The following is an 18,909-nucleotide window of genomic DNA, read 5'->3' on the forward strand; positions in this document are numbered from 1 at the left end:
TTATTAAGCATCCTTGGAGACGATAGCGAGCAGTTCGCTTTCAGACAGCGAAGCCATTTCTTGTTGCAGGTCCAGCAGTTCATCCGACTCGTATTGCGCCAGCTGCAGGGTGTTGATCAGGTCGGCCAGGGCCAGCAGCGACGGGTGTTCGAACAGCCCCCGAAGCGGCACTTCGACGCCGAAGGTTTCCCGCGCCCGGAGCGTGACTTGCACCGCCAGCAGCGAATGGCCGCCGAGTTCGAAGAAGTCGTCGTGACGGCCGATCCGCTCCAGGCCCAGCAGGTCGGTCCAGATCGCCGCCAGCAGCGCTTCGGTTTCGCCGTTGGGCGCTTCGTACTGGCGGTACGCAAAGTCCTCGGTGCGGGGGGCCGGCAGGGCGCGGCGGTCCAGCTTGCCGTTGGGGGTCAACGGCAGCCGCTCGACCACCACGAATGCCGCCGGGACCATGTAGTCCGGCAACTGTGAGGTCAGGTAAGGCCGCAACGTGCTGCTGGCGTTGCGACCGGCCAGGTGCGGCTCGACACTCAGGTAAGCCACCAGGCGCATCGCCCCCGGTGCATCTTCGCGAGCGATGACTGCCGCCTCACGCACGCCCGGCAGAGTGAGCATCAGGCTTTCGATTTCGCCGGGTTCGACACGAAAGCCGCGGATCTTCACCTGTTGGTCATTGCGACCGAGGAACTCGATTACCCCATCATCGCGCATGCGCACCAGATCGCCGGTGCGGTACATCCGCGCCTCATCGGTCAGGCCGAACGGGTCAGTGAGGAAGTGTTCGGCATTCAACGACTGACGATTCAGATAACCTCGGGCCACCCCGGCGCCACCCACATAGAGCTCGCCCGGCACGCCGAGCGGCACCGGCAGGCCCTGCTTGTCGAGCAGGTACAGGCGAGTGTTGGGGATCGGCCGACCAATCGGCACCGAGCCCTGTTCATCGGGCGTGCAGCGATGCACCGTGGCCCAGACGGTGGCTTCGGTGGGGCCGTATTCGTTGTACAGGGCAATGGCCGGTTCGAACCCGGCGCACTCTTGCACCAACAGGGTCGGGCAGGCTTCACCGGCGACGATCATCTCCCGCAGGCTGCTGCGACCGCCCGTGGCTCCAAGGCTGGCCAGCACCAGGCGCCCGAGGGAAGGCACGCACAACAGCGAAGTGATGGCCTGTTCGGTGATGAAGCGAGCGATGGCTTCGGGGTCGCGAGCGGTCTCGGCGTCCGGGATGCACAAGGTGCCGCCGCTGATCAGGGTGCCGAAGATCCCCGCCACGGAACTGTCGAAAGCCATCGACGACAGCAACAGGAAGCGTTGATCGGTAGTCGGCGCATACACCGTGCACCGGGCCAGGGTCGACGCGACCAGGTTACGGTGTTCGATCATCACGCCCTTGGGTTTGCCGGTGGACCCGGAGGTGTAAATCACATAGGCCAGGTGCACCGGGGTCAGGGTGGCGGCGTCGAAATGTGGATCGTGCGCACTCAACTCCGTCGGCAGCGCCTGTTCGATGGCCAGGTAGCGGGTGTTGCCTTGCAGCGGACCCACGGCTGCTCGCCCCACGGGATCGGCCAACAGCAAGCGTGGCTGGGCATCTTCGACAATCGACGCCAGGCGCTCGGCCGGGTAGGTCGGGTCCAACGGCACGTAAGCGGCGCCGGCCTTGAGAATGGCCAATAGACCGCTGATCATTGGCGCGCCGCGTTCGACGCAGATCGCAATCAGATCACCCGGTTGGGTGCCTGCGGCGATCAGGTGATGCGCAAGGCGGTTGGCCTGGGTGTTGAGTTCGGCATAACTGAGCTGACGCTGTGCATCGACCAGAGCGCTGGCATCGGGGGTGCGCCGCACTTGCTCTTCGAACAGCTGTTGAATGCAAAGGTGCGTCGGGTAATCCACCTGGGTTTTATTGAGGGTTTCCAGCAGCAGGGTGCGCTCTTGGGGTGGCAGCACATCCAGTTGCGTGACCGGGAGGCTCGGCGTGTACATCAACGCTTGGGTCAGTTGCTCCAGGGCGCGCTGCATCAAGGCACAGATGCGTTGCGGGTTCACCGCTTGCACGCTTTGCACCGCCAGCCCCAAGGCATCGCCGTAATCGTTGACCGACAGGGTCAGCGGGTAGTTGGTGCGCTCGGCGCTGCTCAGAATGCGCATGCCCGGCCATTGCAACTGGCTGTCATCGCTCTGGTGTCGGTAGTTGAGCAAGGTGGTGAACAGCGGCAAAGCGGCGGCCACGCCACTGCAGCGTTGGGCCAGGGCCAGGGAAGCCTGTTCGTGGGCCAGCAGTTCGCTGAGGTCGCGGTGGGTCGTCAGCACCAGGTCATTGGCGCCTCCTTCGGCCAGTTGCACCCGCACCGGCAGGGTGTTGATGAACACCCCGAGGGCGCGTTCGGCCCCCGCCGAACCTTGCAGACGACCGGCGACCACGGTGCCGAACACCACGTCATCGCGACCGGTGCAACGGGCCAGTACCTGCGCCCAGGCGACATGGAACAGCACCGCCGGGGTAATCCCCCATTCCCGGGCCTGGGCCCGGATGCGCAGGTTGAGTTCGACGCTCAACTGCACACTGGCTTCTTCGATGTGATTGCCGTCACCTTGCACTTCCAGCAAGTCGAAGGGCGCGGTGGGCGCATTGACGTCGGCCAGACGGCGGCGGAAATAGGCTTCGTGGAACCGGGCCGGGGTGGCCTGGGTCTGGGCGATGAAGTCGCGATAGGGGTGCGGTGTCGGCAGGTTGTCGCCTTGGCCGTGGAGAATCGCGTGGATTTCTTCCAGAACGATTTCCAGGGTCACGTGGTCGCTGGCCATATGGTGATTGAGCAGCGCGAGCATCCAGCATTCGGAATGCGGATCGCGGGCGATGCAGGCACGCATCAGCGGTGCCTGACGCAGGTCCAGGCGCAACTGCCGTGGATCGCTCAGGGCTTCAAGCTGGCCGAGCGGGTCTTTGTGGCTATCAAGGGTGACACTGTGCACCGGCAACCGCGCCTGGCGCTGTACCACTTGTACCGCCTGGGGCAAACCGTCCCAATGCACGGCGGTGCGCAATATGTCGTGGCGATCGATCACCTGTTGCAAGGCCGCGATAAAGGCATCCAGGCACTGGCGATCATCGAATTCGAGCATCGAGCGCACCAGATAGGCGTCGCCTTCATGCCCCAGCAAGTGATGAAACAGGATGCCTTGTTGCAGCGGCGCCAGCGGGTAGATGTCCTGTATGTTCGCCGCGCCGCCGGGCACGGCGGCGACGATGCGTTCGAGCTGGGCTGGAGTCAGCTCCACCAGTGGCAACATGTCCGGGGTCACTGCGTGGCAAGCGGCCGGGATGCGGTTGGCCGGGGCCTGGAAGGCCAAGTCTTCGGCATGTGTCAGGGCCAGGGCCAGCTCCCGCAGGCTCGGGGCACTGAAGACACTGCGGACATCGGCGTTCAGGCCTTGTTCGCGCAGGCGTTCGATCAGGCTGACCGCCATCAGCGAGTGGCCACCGAGTTCGAAGAAACCGTCGTGGCGTCCGACGCGCTCGAGCCCCAGCAGTTGCTGCCAGATGCCGGCAATGGTCACTTCCACCGTGCCTTGCGGTGCCTCATAGGCCCGGCTGGCGTAGGCGTCTTGATCAGGTTCGGGCAGGGCGCGGCGGTCGAGTTTGCCGTTAGGGGTCAGCGGCAGCGCGTCCAGCACCACGAAAGCGCTGGGCACCATGTGGTCTGGCAGGTGGTTCAAGAGCGCTGCGCGCAAGTGTTCAGCCGCTGCCGGTTCGCCGCACAGATAGGCCACCAGGCGTTTGCTCCCGCACTGGTGATCGCGGGCAACGACTGCGGCTTTGTGCACACCCGGGAGTGCGGCGATGACGGCTTCGATTTCCCCCAGCTCGACGCGCAAGCCACGGATTTTTATCTGATCGTCGTTACGCCCCAGATATTCCAGGGTGCCGTCGGGCAACCAGCGACCGATGTCGCCGGTCTTGTACAGGCGGGCGTTGGCCGCGCCGGAGAACGGATCGGCGATAAAGCGTTCAGCACTCAGCGCTTCGCGATTGAGATAGCCGCGCGCCACACCCACGCCACCGATATGGATCTCGCCGTGCACACCCAACGGCAACAGTTGTCCGTGGCTGTCCAGTACATGCAGCTGCATATTGCGGATCGGCCTGCCGATCGGGATCGGCTGGTCCCGGTAGGTCGCAAGGTCGGTATCCGCCGTGTGCCAGGCGACCACGTCACTGCACTCGGTCGGCCCGTAACTGTTGATCACCGCTGGCCGTGGCTGGGCGAGTTTTTCCAGCATGGCGATCTGAATCGGTTCGCCACCCAGGACCGCCCGTTTCAGGCAGGCCAAGGCCTGATGTCGATCGGCATCGACCAGCGCGTGGAAGGCACTTGGCGACATATTGAGGTGGGTAATGCCGGCCTCGGCGATCTGCGCGACGATGGCGGCGGGGTTGAAAGGTTCTTCGGCCAGGTGCAGGGCGGCACCGACCATCAGCGGCGCCAGGATGTTTTTCTGGGTCAGGTCAAAGTTATAGGACGAGGCCAGCAACACGGCATCCGTGGCATTGAACGCCAGGTCGTCGAGGTACCAGTCCAGCAAATTGCGCAGGCCCCGATGCTCCACCATCACGCCTTTGGGCAACCCGGTGGATCCCGAGGTGTAGATCACGTAGGCCAGATGGCCGAAGTTCAGCTCCGGCACCTGAGGGTTGTGCGCAGGGAACTGCAGCAGCGACGGGCAACCCGGTTCGAGGGTCACCAGACCCTCGGGCACCGGCAGTGCCTCCAGACCTTGCTGGCGAACCAGTGCCCGTGGCGTGCTGTCGGCCAGCATGTGGGCCAGGCGTTCCGCCGGGTATTGCGGGTCGAGCGGTACATAGGCCGCGCCGGCTTTCAAGATGCCCAGCAAGCCGATCACCATCTCCGGGCTGCGGCGCGCGCACAGGCCGATGGTGTCGTCGGGTTGCACGCCCAGCGCTATCAGGCGGTGAGCAATGCGATTGGCCTGGGCATTGAGCTGCGCATAGCTGAGCGCTTGCCCGGCGCAGACTAGTGCCACGGCATCCGGGGTGCGGATCACTTGTGCTTCGAAGACGGCGTGAGGGAAACGGCTCGGGCTTTCGTCCAGGGCGACGCTGGCCGGGTTGAACGCCTCCAGCAGTTGCTGGCGTTGCTGTTTATCCAGCAACGGCAGGGTCGCCAGCGGTTGCTCCACGTCGTCGAGCAGGGCGTCCAGCAGGTGCAGGAAGTGCCGGCCCCAACGCACGATGGTGCTTTCGTCGAACAGGTCGGTAGCGTACTCGAACTGACCGCTGATGGTGTCGCCGTCGTCGTTGAGTGACAGGCTCAAGTCGAACTGCGTGGTGCCGGTGACCTGGGGCAGCGGGGTCAGGTCCAACCCCGGCAGGGCCAGGGCCTGGTCGCGCGGGGTGTTGCCGAGCACCAGCATGGCCTGGAACAGCGGGCTGTGGCCGAGGCTGCGCTCCGGTTGCAGGGCTTCGACGACCTGTTCGAACGGCAAGTCCTGATGGCTGTAGGCTTCGAGGGTGGTGGCCTTGATCTGGGCCAGCAATTCATCGACACGGCCGTGGGCCTGGACGTCGATGCGCAGGGCCAGGGTGTTGACGAAGAAGCCGATCAGCGCCTCGGTTTCGCGGCGCGGGCGGTTGGCGACCGGCGTGCCGACCACCACCTGCGGCTGATTGCTCAGGCGCGACAGCAGGATCGACCAGGCCCCCAGCAGGGTCATGAACGGGGTCAGCCCCTGTTGCTGGCTGAAGCGGCGCAATCTGGCGCTCAGTGGTGCCGGCAATTGCAGCGGCAGCGCGGCCCCGAGGTAGCTTTGCACCTGTGGCCGGGAGTGGTCGGTGGGCAGTTCCAGCAGGCCCGGGGCGCCAGCGAGGTGCTCGCGCCAGAATCGGGTCTGGGCTTGCAGGCGCTCGCCTTGCAGGTGTTGCTGTTGCCACGCGGCGTAGTCGGCATATTGCAGGGCCAGCGCCGGCAACGGGTCGTCGAGGCCCTGGCTGAAGGCGGCGTAGAGTTTATTGAACTCGCCGATCAGCACCGCCACCGACCAACCGTCGGAGACGATGTGGTGCTGGGTGACCAGCAGGATGTGTTCGTCTTCGGCCAGACGCAGCAGGCGCCCGCGAATCAGCGGGCCCTGGCTCAGGTCGAAGGCTTCAGCGGCTTCGGCCTGTGCCAGTTGCTCGAGCGCCTGTTGCCGGGCGTCGGCGTCCAGCGATTGCAGGTCGTGTTCCTTCAGGGCAAAGCCGCTGTCCGCGGCGGCGAACCGTTGATGGACTTCGCCGTCCCGGCGTTCGAAGGTGGTGCGCAGGCTTTCATGGCGGGCGACGATGCGGTCCAGGGCGCGTTGCAATGCGCTTCGGTCGAGGCTGCCGCGCAGGTGCAGCGCGGCCGGCATGTGATAGGCGACGCTGGCGGCATGGTCCAGCTGATCAAGGAACCACAGGCGTTGCTGGGCCAGGGACAGCGGCACGGGCTGATCGCGGGAGACCACGGCGATCGGCTGGACCCGGGATTGGCTGGCCTGTTCCACCTGCTGGGCCAGGGTGCTCAAGGACGTCTGGGCAAACAGCGTGCGCAGGTCGATCTCGACGCCGAGGTCCTGGTGCAGACGCGCCTGCAATTGCACGGTGAGCAGCGAGTGGCCGCCGAGCTCGAGGAAACCGTCATGGCGCCCGACCTGCTCCAAGCCGAGCAGGGTTTGCCAGATCCCGGCGATGGCGATTTCGGTGTCGCCCTGGGGCGCCTCGTAGGCCCTGCTGGCCAGGGACTCCTGGCCCGGTGCGGGCAGGGCCCGGCGGTCGAGTTTGCCGTTGGCGGTGAGGGGCAGGGCGTCGAGGTGTACGAAGGCGCTGGGCACCATGTATTCGGGCAGGTGCTTGAGCAATTCGCCGCGCAACTGTTCGGCGCTGGCCGGTTCGCCGCACAAGTACGCCACCAATCGATTGTCCTCTCGGGCGATAACGACGGCGTCGGTGATACCGGCACAGTCCAGCAACGCACTCTCTATTTCCCCCAGCTCGATGCGGAACCCACGGATCTTCACCTGGAAGTCGTTACGCCCCAGGTACTCCAGCGTGCCGTCGGCCAGCCAGCGACCGAGGTCGCCGGTCTTGTACAGGCGTGCGTTCGGGGCGCTGCTGAACGGGTCGACGATAAAACGTTCGGCACTCAACGCGTCGCGATTGAGGTAACCACGGGCCACCCCGGCACCGCCGATATGCAGCTCGCCGGCCACGCCCAGCGGCGTTGGTTCGCCGCGTGCGTCCAGCACATGCACCTGAACGTTGGCAATCGGCCGGCCGATGCTTGGCCGCTCGCCGAGGTCGCGGATCAGGTCGATGGTGGCGTCCACCGTGCATTCGGTCGGGCCGTACATGTTGTAGAAATGGATGGTCTGGCAGTTGCGCAACTTCTCCCAGGTCGCGGCGTTGATCGCCTCGCCGCCGAGCAGCACGCTCACCGGTTGGTAGCTGCGGCGTTCCAGCAGGCCGGCGGCGAGCAAGGTGTCGAGCTGCGACGGGGTCGAGTCGAAGGCGTGCACCTGATGCTGCTCGAGGAAGTCCAGCAACTCGCTGCCGCTGGCGCGGATCAGTTGCGGGATGATCACCAGGCGATGGCCGGAGAATAGCTGCGCGATGCCCTTGATCGACATGTCGAAGAAGAACCCGGCATTCAGGGCCACGGTGGCCGGGGTCGGGCAATGCTGATGGGTGGTGCGGGTCAGCACCTGCCAGAAGTTGAACACCGAACGGTGCTCGACCATCACGCCTTTGGACTGCCCGGTGGAGCCGGAGGTGTAAATCACATAGGCCAGGTGTTCCGGCGTCAGGCCCGGCACCACGGGGTTGGCATCGAAGGCCGGATCGTCGGCGGCCTGCAGTGACTCGCGGGTGTCGAGCAACAATAGCGGCAGCTCGCCCGCCGGCCAGGTGAGGGTCGATGGGGTCAACAGCGCGCGGGGCTGACTGTCCTGCAGCATGAACGCCATGCGTTCGGCGGGGTGGGCCGGGTCGATCGGCACATAGGCTGCGCCGGCCTTGAGCACGGCCAACAGACCGACGATCATTTCCAGGCTGCGTTCGGCACAGATCGCCACCCGCTGATCGGGCTGGACGCCGAGGACCAGCAACTGCCGGGCCAGGTGATTGGCCCGGCGGTTGAGCTGGCGATAGGTCAGTTGCCGCGTTTCGCAGACCAGCGCCACCGCTTCGGGATGGGCCTGCACCTGGGTTTCAAACAGGGCATGAATCGGCTGCGGGGCAGCGAACTCGGTGGCGGTGTGATTGAAGTCGCGCAGCAGCAGTTGGCGCTCGGCGCCGGGTACGACGTCGAGGCTGCTGGCCAGGCAGTCGGGGGACTGTTCCAGGGCGTCGACCAATGCGGCCACGGCCTGCGCGAGGTAGGCGGCGATCCGCTGCGGGTCGATGCCGGTGATTGATTGAGCGGTCAGGGAGAAGTCGTCGCCTTCATCCGCCACGGCCACTTCAATCGGGTAATTGGTGCGGGCTTCATTGCTCAGGAAACGCACGCCGTCCCAGGCCAGGACTTGATCTTCGTTGGCCAGTGAGCCGCCGTCGGTTTGATGCCGATAATTGAGCAGTGTGGTGAACAACGGCAGGCCCGGAGCTACGCCGCTGCAACGTTGAGCCAGGGCCAGGGAAGCCTGTTCGTGGGCCAGCAGTTCGCTGAGGTCGCGATAGGTTTCGTCCACCAGCGCCTTGACGCCGACCCCGGCCAATTGCACCCGCACCGGCAGGGTGTTGATGAACACGCCAAGGGCCCGGTCGGCCCCCGCCGAACCTTGCAAACGCCCTGCGACCACAGTGCCGAACACCACGTCGTCACGGTCGGTGCAGCGCCCGAGCACCTGGGCCCAGGCAATATGGAACAGCACAGCCGGCGTCACCCCGGCCGTCCGTGCTTGAGCGCGGACTCTTTGGCTCAGGGCCGGGTCGAGGCGCACGCTGGTTTCCACCACCTGGGCACCGTCGCCTTGGACATCCAGCACGCCGAACGGCGCGGTAGGTGCATCGACACTGGCCAGGCGGTTGCTGAAGTAGGCTTCGTGGACCTGGGCGGGAGTCGCGAGAATCTGTGCGACAAACTCCCGATAAGGCATCGGGGCCGGCAGGCTGGCGCCCTGGCCCTGCAACAGGGTCTGGATTTCTTCGAGCACGATCCCCAGGGACACGTGATCGCTGATCATGTGATGGTCGAGCAGAGCCAGCAACCAGCGTTCGGAATGCGGATCACGGGCGATGCAGGCGCGCATCAATGGCGCCTGTTGCAAGTCCAGGCGTAGCTGCCGTGGATCGCTCAAGCGTTCCAGTTGGACTCGCGAGTCCTCATCCGCAACCAGTGTGATGTTGTGTACCGGCAGCCGAGCCTGGCGTTGCACCACCTGAACCGCTTGCGGCTGACCAACCCAATGCACGGCGCTGCGCAGAATGTCGTGGCGGTCGATCACTCCCTGCAAGGCTGTGATAAAGGCATCGAGGCGCTGACGATCATCGAACTCGACCATCGAGCGCACCAGATAGGCGTCGCCTTCATGCCCCAGCAAGTGATGGAACAGAATGCCTTGCTGCAACGGCGCCAGTGGGTAGATGTCCTGGATGTTCTCGGCACCACCGGGCACGGCGGCGACGATGCGTTCAAGTTGCGCCGGGGTCAGTTCCACCAGCGGCAACATGTCCGGGGTCAGGACGGTGCAATCGGCCGGAATGCGGTTGACCGGTGCATGGAACAGTGCCTCGCTGTTGCGGCTCAGGGCCTGGGCCATTTCCCGCAGGCTGGGGGCCGTGAACACGGTGCGCACCGTGGCGTTCAGGCCGTGCAGGCGCAAGCGGTCGATCAGGCTCACGGCCAGCAGCGAATGCCCGCCGAGTTCGAAGAAACGGTCGTGACGGCCGACCTGTTCGAGGCCCAGCAAGTCTTGCCAGACGCTCGCGACAATCTGTTCGATCTCGCCGCACGGCGCCTCATAGGCCCGGCTGACGAAGGCGTCCTGACCCGGCGCGGGCAGGGCGCGGCGGTCGAGTTTGCCGTTGGGCGTCAGCGGCAGGGCTTCAAGGTGCACGTAGGCGCTTGGCACCATGTACTCAGGCAGCGATTCCAGCAACGCGGCGCGCAGTAGCTCCACCGCCACCGGCTCACCGCACAGATAAGCGATCAAGCGCTTACTGTCCGATTGGCCCGGTTTGCTTTCCAGGGCTACCACCACCGCTTCGCGCACACCGGCAACGGCTGCGAGGACGGCTTCGATTTCTCCCAGCTCCACCCGGAAACCGCGAATTTTCACCTGGTCGTCGTTGCGCCCCAGGTATTCGAGGGTGCCGTCTGCGCGCCAGCGGCCGAGATCACCAGTCTTGTATAGACGCGCGTCGGGGTCAGTACTGAACGGGTCGGCGATGAACCGCTCGGCCGTCAGTTCGTCGCGATTGAGGTAGCCGCGCGCCACGCCCACGCCACCGATATGGATTTCCCCGGCCACTCCCAGGGGCATCAGTTCTGCGGCGGCATCCAGCACATGCAGTTGAGTGTTGCGCACCGGTGTGCCGATGGAGCGGAAATCGTCGTTGTCGCTTTCCATCAGGCGGATCGAGGCGTTCACGGTGGCCTCGGTCGGGCCGTAGGCGTTGAACAGTGCCGGACGATGGCCGGCACGGGCGAACCACTGGGCCACGGCCTGTTTGCCCACCGCTTCGCCGCCAATCATGAACTGACGCAGGCAGGTCGGCAGTGGCACGTGCAGGTCGCGACTCACTTGTTGCCAGAACACCGTCGGCAGGTTGGCCACGGTGATGGCGTGCTGCTCGCACAGTGCGGCGAAGTCGGCGGTGCCGGCGATCCAGGCATCGCTGCGCAGCACCAGGGTGGCGCCGGACAGCAGCGCGCCAAAGATCTCTTCCACGGACATGTCGAAGGTCATGGTGGCAAATTGCAGGATGCGGTCCTGGGGATTGAGGCCATAGCGTTCTTGCAGGGCGCCGATCTGGTTGCACACCGAACGGTGTTCGAGCATCACCCCTTTTGGTTTGCCGGTGGAGCCGGAGGTGTACATCACGTAGGCCAGATGCCGGGAGGTCAAACCGTCGACCCGCGGATTGTGGGCGTTGCCGTCAGCCGGGTCGTCGTTCAGCGACCATTGTGCAATCTGCAGCGGTGGCAACTGTTCGGCCAGGGTGCCCTGACTCAGCAGCACTCGCGGCGAACTGTCGCTGAGCATGTGCTGCAAGCGATCCTGAGGATAGTTCGGGTCGAGCGGCACATAAGCACCGCCTGCCTTGAGAATGGCAAGGATGCCAATGATCATTTCCGGGCTGCGTTCCACCAGCAGCGCCACGCGTTCGTCCGGGCGCAGGCCGGCGGCGATCAAACGGTGGGCGATGCGGTTGGCCCGGGCATTGAGCTCTGCGTAGCTGAGGCTGACCCCGTCGGCCTGAACGGCGATGGCCTGCGGGCGTGTCTGCGCATGCTGCTCGAACCATTCCTGCAGCAACATGCCGTCAGGGAAATGGGCGTGGGTCTGGTTGAAGCCGCCGAGCAATTCGCGGCGTTGCTGATTATCCAGCAACGGCAGGGTCGCCAGCGGTTGCTCCACGTCGTCGAGCAGGGCGTCCAGCAGGTGCAGGAAGTGCCGGCCCCAACGCACAATGGTGCTTTCGTCGAACAGGTCGGTGGCGTACTCGAACTGACCGCTGATGGTGTCGCCGTCGTCGTTGAGTGACAGGCTCAAGTCGAACTGCGTGGTGCCGGTGACCTGGGGCAGCGGGGTCAGATCCAACCCCGGCAGGGCCAGGGCCTGGTCGCGCGGGGTATTGCCGAGCACCAGCATGGCCTGGAACAACGGGCTATGGCCGAGGCTGCGCTCCGGTTGCAGGGCTTCGACGACCTGTTCGAACGGCAAGTCCTGATGGCTGTAGGCGTCGAGGGTGGTGGCCTTGATCTGGGCCAGCAATTCATCGACACGGCCGTGGGCCTGGACGTCGATGCGCAGGGCCAGGGTGTTGACGAAGAAACCGATCAGCGCCTCGGTTTCGCGGCGCGGGCGGTTGGCGACCGGCGTGCCGACCACCACCTGCGGCTGATTGCTCAGGCGCGACAGCAGGATCGACCAGGCCCCCAGCAGGGTCATGAACGGGGTCAGCCCCTGTTGCTGGCTGAAGCGGCGCAATCTGGCGCTCAGTGGTGCCGGCAATTGCAGCGGCAGCGCGGCCCCGAGGTAGCTTTGCACTTGTGGCCGGGTATGGTCGGTGGGCAGTTCCAGCAGGCCCGGGGCGCCACCGAGGTGCTCGCGCCAGAAACGGGTCTGGGCTTGCAGGCGCTCGCCTTGCAGGTGTTGCTGTTGCCACGCGGCGTAGTCGGCGTATTGCAGGGCCAGCGCCGGCAACGGGTCGTCGAGGCCCTGGCTGAAGGCGGCGTAGAGTTTATTGAACTCGCCGATCAGCACCGCCACCGACCAACCGTCGGAGACGATGTGGTGCTGGGTGACCAGCAGGATGTGTTCGTCTTCGGCCAGACGCAGCAGGCGCCCGCGAATCAGCGGGCCCTGGCTCAGGTCGAAGGCTTCAGCGGCTTCGGCCTGTGCCAGTTGCTCGAGCGCCTGTTGCCGGGCGTCGGCGTCCAGCGATTGCAGGTCGTGTTCCTTCAGGGCAAAGCCGCTGTCGGCGGCGGCGAACCGTTGATGGACTTCGCCGTCCCGGCGTTCGAAGGTGGTGCGCAGGCTTTCATGGCGGGCGACGATGCGGTCCAGGGCGCGTTGCAATGCGCTTCGGTCGAGGCTGCCGCGCAGGTGCAGTGCGGCCGGCATGTGATAGGCGACGCTGGCGGCATGGTCCAGCTGATCGAGGAACCACAGGCGTTGCTGGGCCAGGGACAGCGGCACGGGCTGATCGCGGGATACCACGGCGATCGGCTGGACCCGGGATTGGCTGGCCTGTTCCACCTGCTGGGCCAGGGTGCTCAAGGAAGTCTGGGCAAACAGCGTGCGCAGGTCGATCTCGACGCCGAGGTCCTGGTGCAGACGCGCCTGCAATTGCACGGTGAGCAGCGAGTGGCCGCCGAGCTCGAGGAAACCGTCATGGCGCCCGACCTGCTCCAGGCCGAGCAGGGTTTGCCAGATCCCGGCGATGGCGATTTCGGTGTCGCCCTGGGGCGCCTCGTAGGCCCTGCTGGCCAGGGACTCCTGGCCCGGTGCGGGCAGGGCCCGGCGGTCAAGTTTGCCGTTGGCGGTGAGGGGCAGGGCGTCGAGGTGCACGAAGGCGCTGGGCACCATGTATTCGGGCAGGTGCTTGAGCAATTCGCCGCGCAACTGTTCGGCGCTGGCCGGTTCGCCACACAGGTAGGCCACCAGGCGTTTGTTGTCCGGTTGCTCTGGGTTGTCCTCCCGGGCGATCACCACCACTTCACGAACACCGGGGCACAGCGCCAGGGCAGCTTCGACTTCGCCGATTTCGATGCGCAAACCGCGAATTTTCACCTGAAAGTCGTTACGCCCCAGGTACTCCAGGGCACCGTTGGCCAGCCAGCGGCCGAGGTCGCCGGTCTTGTACAGGCGTGCGTCCGGGGCACTGGAAAAACAGTCGACGATAAAGCGTTCGGCGCTCAGTTCTGGCTGGTTCAGGTAACCTCGAGCCACCCCGATGCCACCGATGTGGATTTCCCCGGCCACACCCAGTGGCAGCAGTTCGCCGCGAGCATCCAGCACATGCATCTGGATGTTGGCAATCGGTCTGCCGATGGGCACGGTTTCGCCGGGATCACTGGGGCGGCATTGCCAGGCGGTCACATCGATGGCGGCCTCGGTCGGGCCGTACAGATTATGCAACTCGATCCCCGCCAGTTGCTGTTCGAAGCGTCGTTGCAGGCTGCGAGGCAGGGCTTCGCCACTGCATAACACCCGACGCAGGTCGGGGAAACCCTGGGTGTCGCGGTGTTCCAGAAACAAGTCGAGCATCGACGGCACAAAGTGCAGCATCGTGATTCCCGCGTGGCGCATCAGTCGGGCGAGGTAGTCCGGCTCCTGATGGCCGCCTGGGCGCGCCATGACCAGTTCGGCACCGGCCAGCAACGGCAGGAAAAACTCCCACACCGACACGTCGAAACCGAACGGGGTCTTTTGCAATACCCGGTCGTTGGTATCGACGCGGTATTCGTCCCGCGCCCACAGTAGGCGGTTGACCACGCCAAGGTGTTCATTCATCACCCCTTTGGGGGTACCGGTGGAACCCGAGGTGTAGAGCACGTAGGCCAGGTGCGTCGGCGTGAGGCCCAGGGCCTGCGGGTCCGGGTTGTGCTCGGGTTGCGCGGCCAGTTGCGCATGATCATCGGCGTCGCGATCAATGGCCAGCAACGGGACGTTCAACGGTGGCAGGTGGTCCAGCAGCTCGTGGCAACTGAGTACCGCCCGAGGGGCGCTGTCGCTGAGCATGAAGGCCTGGCGCGCGCTCGGCAGGTCCGGGTCGATCGGCACGTAGGCGCCGCCGGCCTTGAGAATTCCCAGCAGCGCGACAACCATTTCCGGGCCGCGCTTGAGGCACACGGCCACCCGGGCATCCGGCTCCACGCCGAGCGCGATCAGGCGGTGAGCGAGCTGATTGGCCTGGCGATTGAGCTGCCCATAACTGAGCAACGGCCCGGCGTCGCCGCGCACGGCACAGGCGTGAGGGCGCAGCTCGGCCTGCTGCTCGAACAGTGTGTGGATCAGCACATCCCGAGGATACTCGCGGGCAGTGGCGTTGAACTCGACTTGCAGGCGCTGCTGCTCGGCCTGGCTCATGAGCGGGAAGTGCCCGACCGGCGTGTCATAACGCTCCAGCACCGCTTCGAGCATCGAGACAATGCGCTGTTGTAAGTGCCGGGCTTCTTCAAGGCTGAAATAGGCGGTGTTGAAGTTGAAGTCCAGGTGCACGTCTTCGAACGGGTGGTAATCGCGCACGAAGATCGCCATGGGCGTCTGCTCGTAGCCGTTGTCCATTGTGATCACCCGGGACGAGGTGCCGCCGAACTGATCGTCACCGTCCAGGCTTTCAAACGACAGCGAGACGTCAAACAGTTGCCGACGCCCGGTTTGCGCCAGACGCAGGCTGCGGTTGAGTTCGGCGATGGGGAAACGCTGATGACGGTAGCAGCGGCGCAACTGCCCGCCAGCGGTGTGCATCAGCTCCAGCAGCGAGGCCTGGGGATCGACCGGTAAGCGAATCGGGCTGACCGAAGAAAACATACCCGCGGTGGTCTTTGCCCGGGAGGTGGTGCGGTTGTGAACCGGCATGCCGATGACGATTTCATCGACTCCCACGGTTCGGCAGAAATAGGTGCCGACCACGCTGATCAGCACATGGGCCACGGATAGGCTGCGTTCGCTGGCGAATTGCGTCAGGGCGTTGTACAGGGTCCGGGGAAGCATGGCCTGGACTTGGGCGCTGGGCGCCAGTTCGTTGGCCTGGCTGGTTTTGAAATCGGCCCGGCGTTGCAGCAGGGACGGCGGCAATTGTGCATAGGTTTCCTGCCAGAACAGGCGGTCGCGCTCATAGCGGGACGACTGCAGGTAAGCCCGGTCTTCGTCGAGGAACGACAGATAGGAAGGCCCTTCGGCAACGTCGTCATTACCGGCCAGCAGGGCGTTGTAGGCAGTGCCCACGGCATGGCCGATCAGCGCCACGCCGATGCCGTCGGTGACCAGATGGTGGTAGCGGTTGAGCCAATAGTGACGGTCCGCTCCGCAACGGATCATGCGCGCTTCCCAAAGCTGTCCGGTCAGCGACTCGAACGGCTGGCGGAAGGCGTTGCGTAGGTATTCCATGGCCAGCCCGGCATCGTCGTCGGCCTCGGAAAACTCCACCACTTGCAGTTTCACTTTGACTTGGGGCAGGACCCGTTGCCGACCGATTCCGCCCTCGTGGCTGAAGCTCAGACGCAAGGCATCGTGGCGGTTGGCGACCAGTTCGATGGCTTTCTCGAACAGCGCAATATCGATCTCGCCCCTGATTTCCAGAGACATGCCGATGTTGTAGTAGGGCAGGTCCGGGTGTGCGATCTGATCAAGCCAGATGCCCTGTTGGACCGAGGCCAGTTCGTGGGACACGGAGTCTTGCGTAGGCAACATATCGGTCGACGAATCCATTTCGGAGCACCTGCTTGCAGAGTCAAATGAGGTACGTCTCCGGTCGAAGGGCAGCGGTGCGTGAAGGCTTGGGCGACTGCAAATCGGCGGGACGAAAAAAAGTCGTGGGGAAAGGCATCGTGGCTGCGAACAAACACCTGATGCGATGAGGTCGATTGGGGCGGCGTCGCGGCATGTCGATGGGCCGCCCTACCGTCCGGTTGCGCCGATGTCCTTCCACAAAGTGAGAAAAAATTAGAGCATCCGGCACGGGATGTCTGTCATGGGAAGCAGGGACAACAGCGAAGAACGGGGCTTTGCGGCGCTTGGGCGCGGTCGCGCGAGTCTGTTATACCAACGGCCCTGAGTGTGCTTGCGAGGGTCGAAAATGCCACTGATAGACGAAGCGAATCGCCCAGCGTCAAAGTTCTGGAGCCTGTCCCGCTTTCCCAATCACCCCCAGGCCGGGCCGGTCGAAGTGATCGATGCGCTGACGATTTCCAGAGAGGAATTCACCCGCCAGTACGTCAATCGCAACCGTCCCTGCCTGATCAAAAATGCCGTGCGGCATTGGCCAGCCTTCCATAAGTGGAACCGTCTGGACTACCTCAAGGCCCATTCGCGCAACAGTGCCGTGGTGGTGCGTTCACAGATCGTTTCGGAGGTCATCGGTTGGTCGAACCCTAAGGTCAAGGCCGAGTTGACCGAGTATGCGAATACGGTCTACCGGGAAATGCCGTTCCATGAGTTTCTTGACGGCCTGAGCGAAGGTCATGCTCCGCTGGTGGCCGACAGCTGTCGTTTTTCCGAAGGATCGGCCATTGAGCAGATGAAGGAGGACGTCGGCGGCCTGCCGTTCATGCCGCAGCTGAGCAAGTCGCGTCACTATCCCCCCCATCGCAGTTTCCTGTACCGCAACTCCTACACCGATTGGCATTTCCATGTCACCGATGAGACCTTCATGGCCCAAGTGGTCGGCGCCAAGGAAGTCCTGCTGCTGCCGCCGGACGAGATCAGTTGGCGGGCGTTACAGCCGGTGATCGAAGAGGCCGGCTACTTGTACGACATCGATACCCGGCGTTTCCCCGGCACCCGGGGCTTGCATGCATTGCGCACGGTGGTTGAACCGGGTGATGCGCTGTACATTCCGGTTTACTGGTGGCACGCGGTGCAATCGATGGACGATGAATTCGGCGTCACTGTCGCGGCGACATTCCCGACGCCTTTGCATGTCAGTGGCGACATCCGCTCGCCCATCGCCAGGCGGGTGTTACGGACCTATCTGTTTTCCCGTTATGCACCGGTGGTGTTCGGCGCGGTGGCTTATTCCCTGGCCTATCGACTGGTGCGTAAACTGCTCGGTGCCGGCACGCCCCGCGATGTGCGCCAATGAGCCTCAAGAGCGGCCAACGGCAATTCGATCTGGGACGCAGTTTCTATTTTCTCTGGTGCGGTGAGTCTCTGGCGGTCGTGGGCACGGCGCTGATGGAGTTCGCCCTCGGCGTCTGGGTCTATACCCACACCGGTTCGGCGGTGGCCTTCGCCAACGTGGTGCTGGCGGCGACGTTGCCGGCGGTTCTGTTTCTGCCGTTGGCGGGAGGGCTGGCCGACCGGATCAGCCACCGGGTCATCATTGTCTGTTGCGATGTGAGCCTGGCGCTGCTGCTCTTCGGAGTCATGGCGCTGCTTTGGTTCGACCGCCTGGAACCGCTGCACCTGTACATCTTCAATTGCCTGGCCTCGATAGTCGGCGCCTTCCGCAAACCGGCGTATCAGGCGGCCGTCAATTCGATTGTCGCACCGGAAAAATTCACCCGTGCTTCAGGGTTGATGAGCATCAGCAAGAACGCTTCGGCGTTGGTGGCTCCACTGGTGGCGGGGGCGATCATGGCCAAGGCCGGGCTGGTGACGATTCTGGCCGTGGACCTGATGACCTTTTGTTCCGGCACGTTACTGGTGATCAAGGCGTTTTCCCATGTGCGGCTGGCTCCGGCGCATCACGACAGCGCTGGCAAGGGTTCGGTGTTTCGTGGCGCGCTGGGCAATATTGTCGCGGCGCTGAAATTCTTCGCCACCGGACACCTCATGGCCGGGCTGCTGGTTTACACCATGGTGCGCAGCGCACTGTTATCGCTGGCGACGCTGATGATGACGCCGTTGCTGCTGTCCACTCTGGGCAGCCAGACCCTGGGGATGGCCTACACTTGGGCGGCCCTGGGCGGGTTGTCCGGTGCGGGGCTGTTGATTTCCATGGGGAACCCGCGACGGTTGATGGCGCTGGTGGCGGTGGCCGATGTGTTGTTGTCGGTCTGCATCATCGCCATGGGGGTGGTCTCGCAAGCCTTTGCCTACTGCGCGCTGGCCTTCGTCGCCATCACGGCGGCGAGTGTCGCCGATGCCAGCGTGAACTCACTGTGGATGCGCAAGATTCCCGCCGGCAGCCGCGCCAGTGTGTTTGCGCTGATCAGCATGTTGACCATTGCCACCACCAGCCTGGCGGTCTTCGGCGGCGGTTTGCTGGTCGATCACTGGTTCCAGCCGGCCTTGGTGCCGGGCGGCCTCTACGCCGAGTCGATCGGTCGCTGGCTGGGGGTGGGCGCGGGGCGTGGCGTGGGGATGCTGTTCGTGGTGGCGGGTGCACTTTTTGCGCTCATGTCCTTGAGTGTCTTGCTCTACGGGCCGATGCGCCGCCTGGACAGAGAACAACCGCAGGCTACCGCCGTACGGGCATCCGACAGCCCTCAGGTCGACGCCCTGTGAGACCTGGCCCGGCCTGTTGTACCGGATTCCCGT

General features: G+C 64.5%; 3 protein-coding genes. 2 read left to right on the plus strand and 1 reads right to left on the minus strand.

Annotated features, from left to right (window positions below):
* Positions 1-3: 3 nt before the first annotated feature.
* A complete protein-coding gene (locus tag ACZ89R_RS02055; RefSeq protein ID WP_429546886.1) occupies positions 4-16,137 on the minus strand; it encodes a non-ribosomal peptide synthetase in 16,134 nt (5,377 codons plus the stop codon).
* 367 nt (positions 16,138-16,504) lie between these two features.
* Between ACZ89R_RS02055 and ACZ89R_RS02060 the strand changes: the two genes are divergently transcribed.
* Positions 16,505-17,509, plus strand: a complete 1,005-nt coding sequence (locus ACZ89R_RS02060; RefSeq protein WP_429546885.1) for a cupin-like domain-containing protein — start codon at positions 16,505-16,507, stop codon at positions 17,507-17,509.
* On the plus strand, positions 17,506-18,876 hold the full coding sequence (locus tag ACZ89R_RS02065; RefSeq protein WP_429546884.1) for an MFS transporter: 1,371 nt from the start codon (positions 17,506-17,508) through the stop codon (positions 18,874-18,876). The genes ACZ89R_RS02060 and ACZ89R_RS02065 overlap by 4 nt, the downstream gene beginning before the upstream one ends.
* The last annotated feature ends 33 nt before the right edge of the window (positions 18,877-18,909 follow it).

It is taken from the genome of Pseudomonas sp. TE3728, from assembly GCF_056279145.1.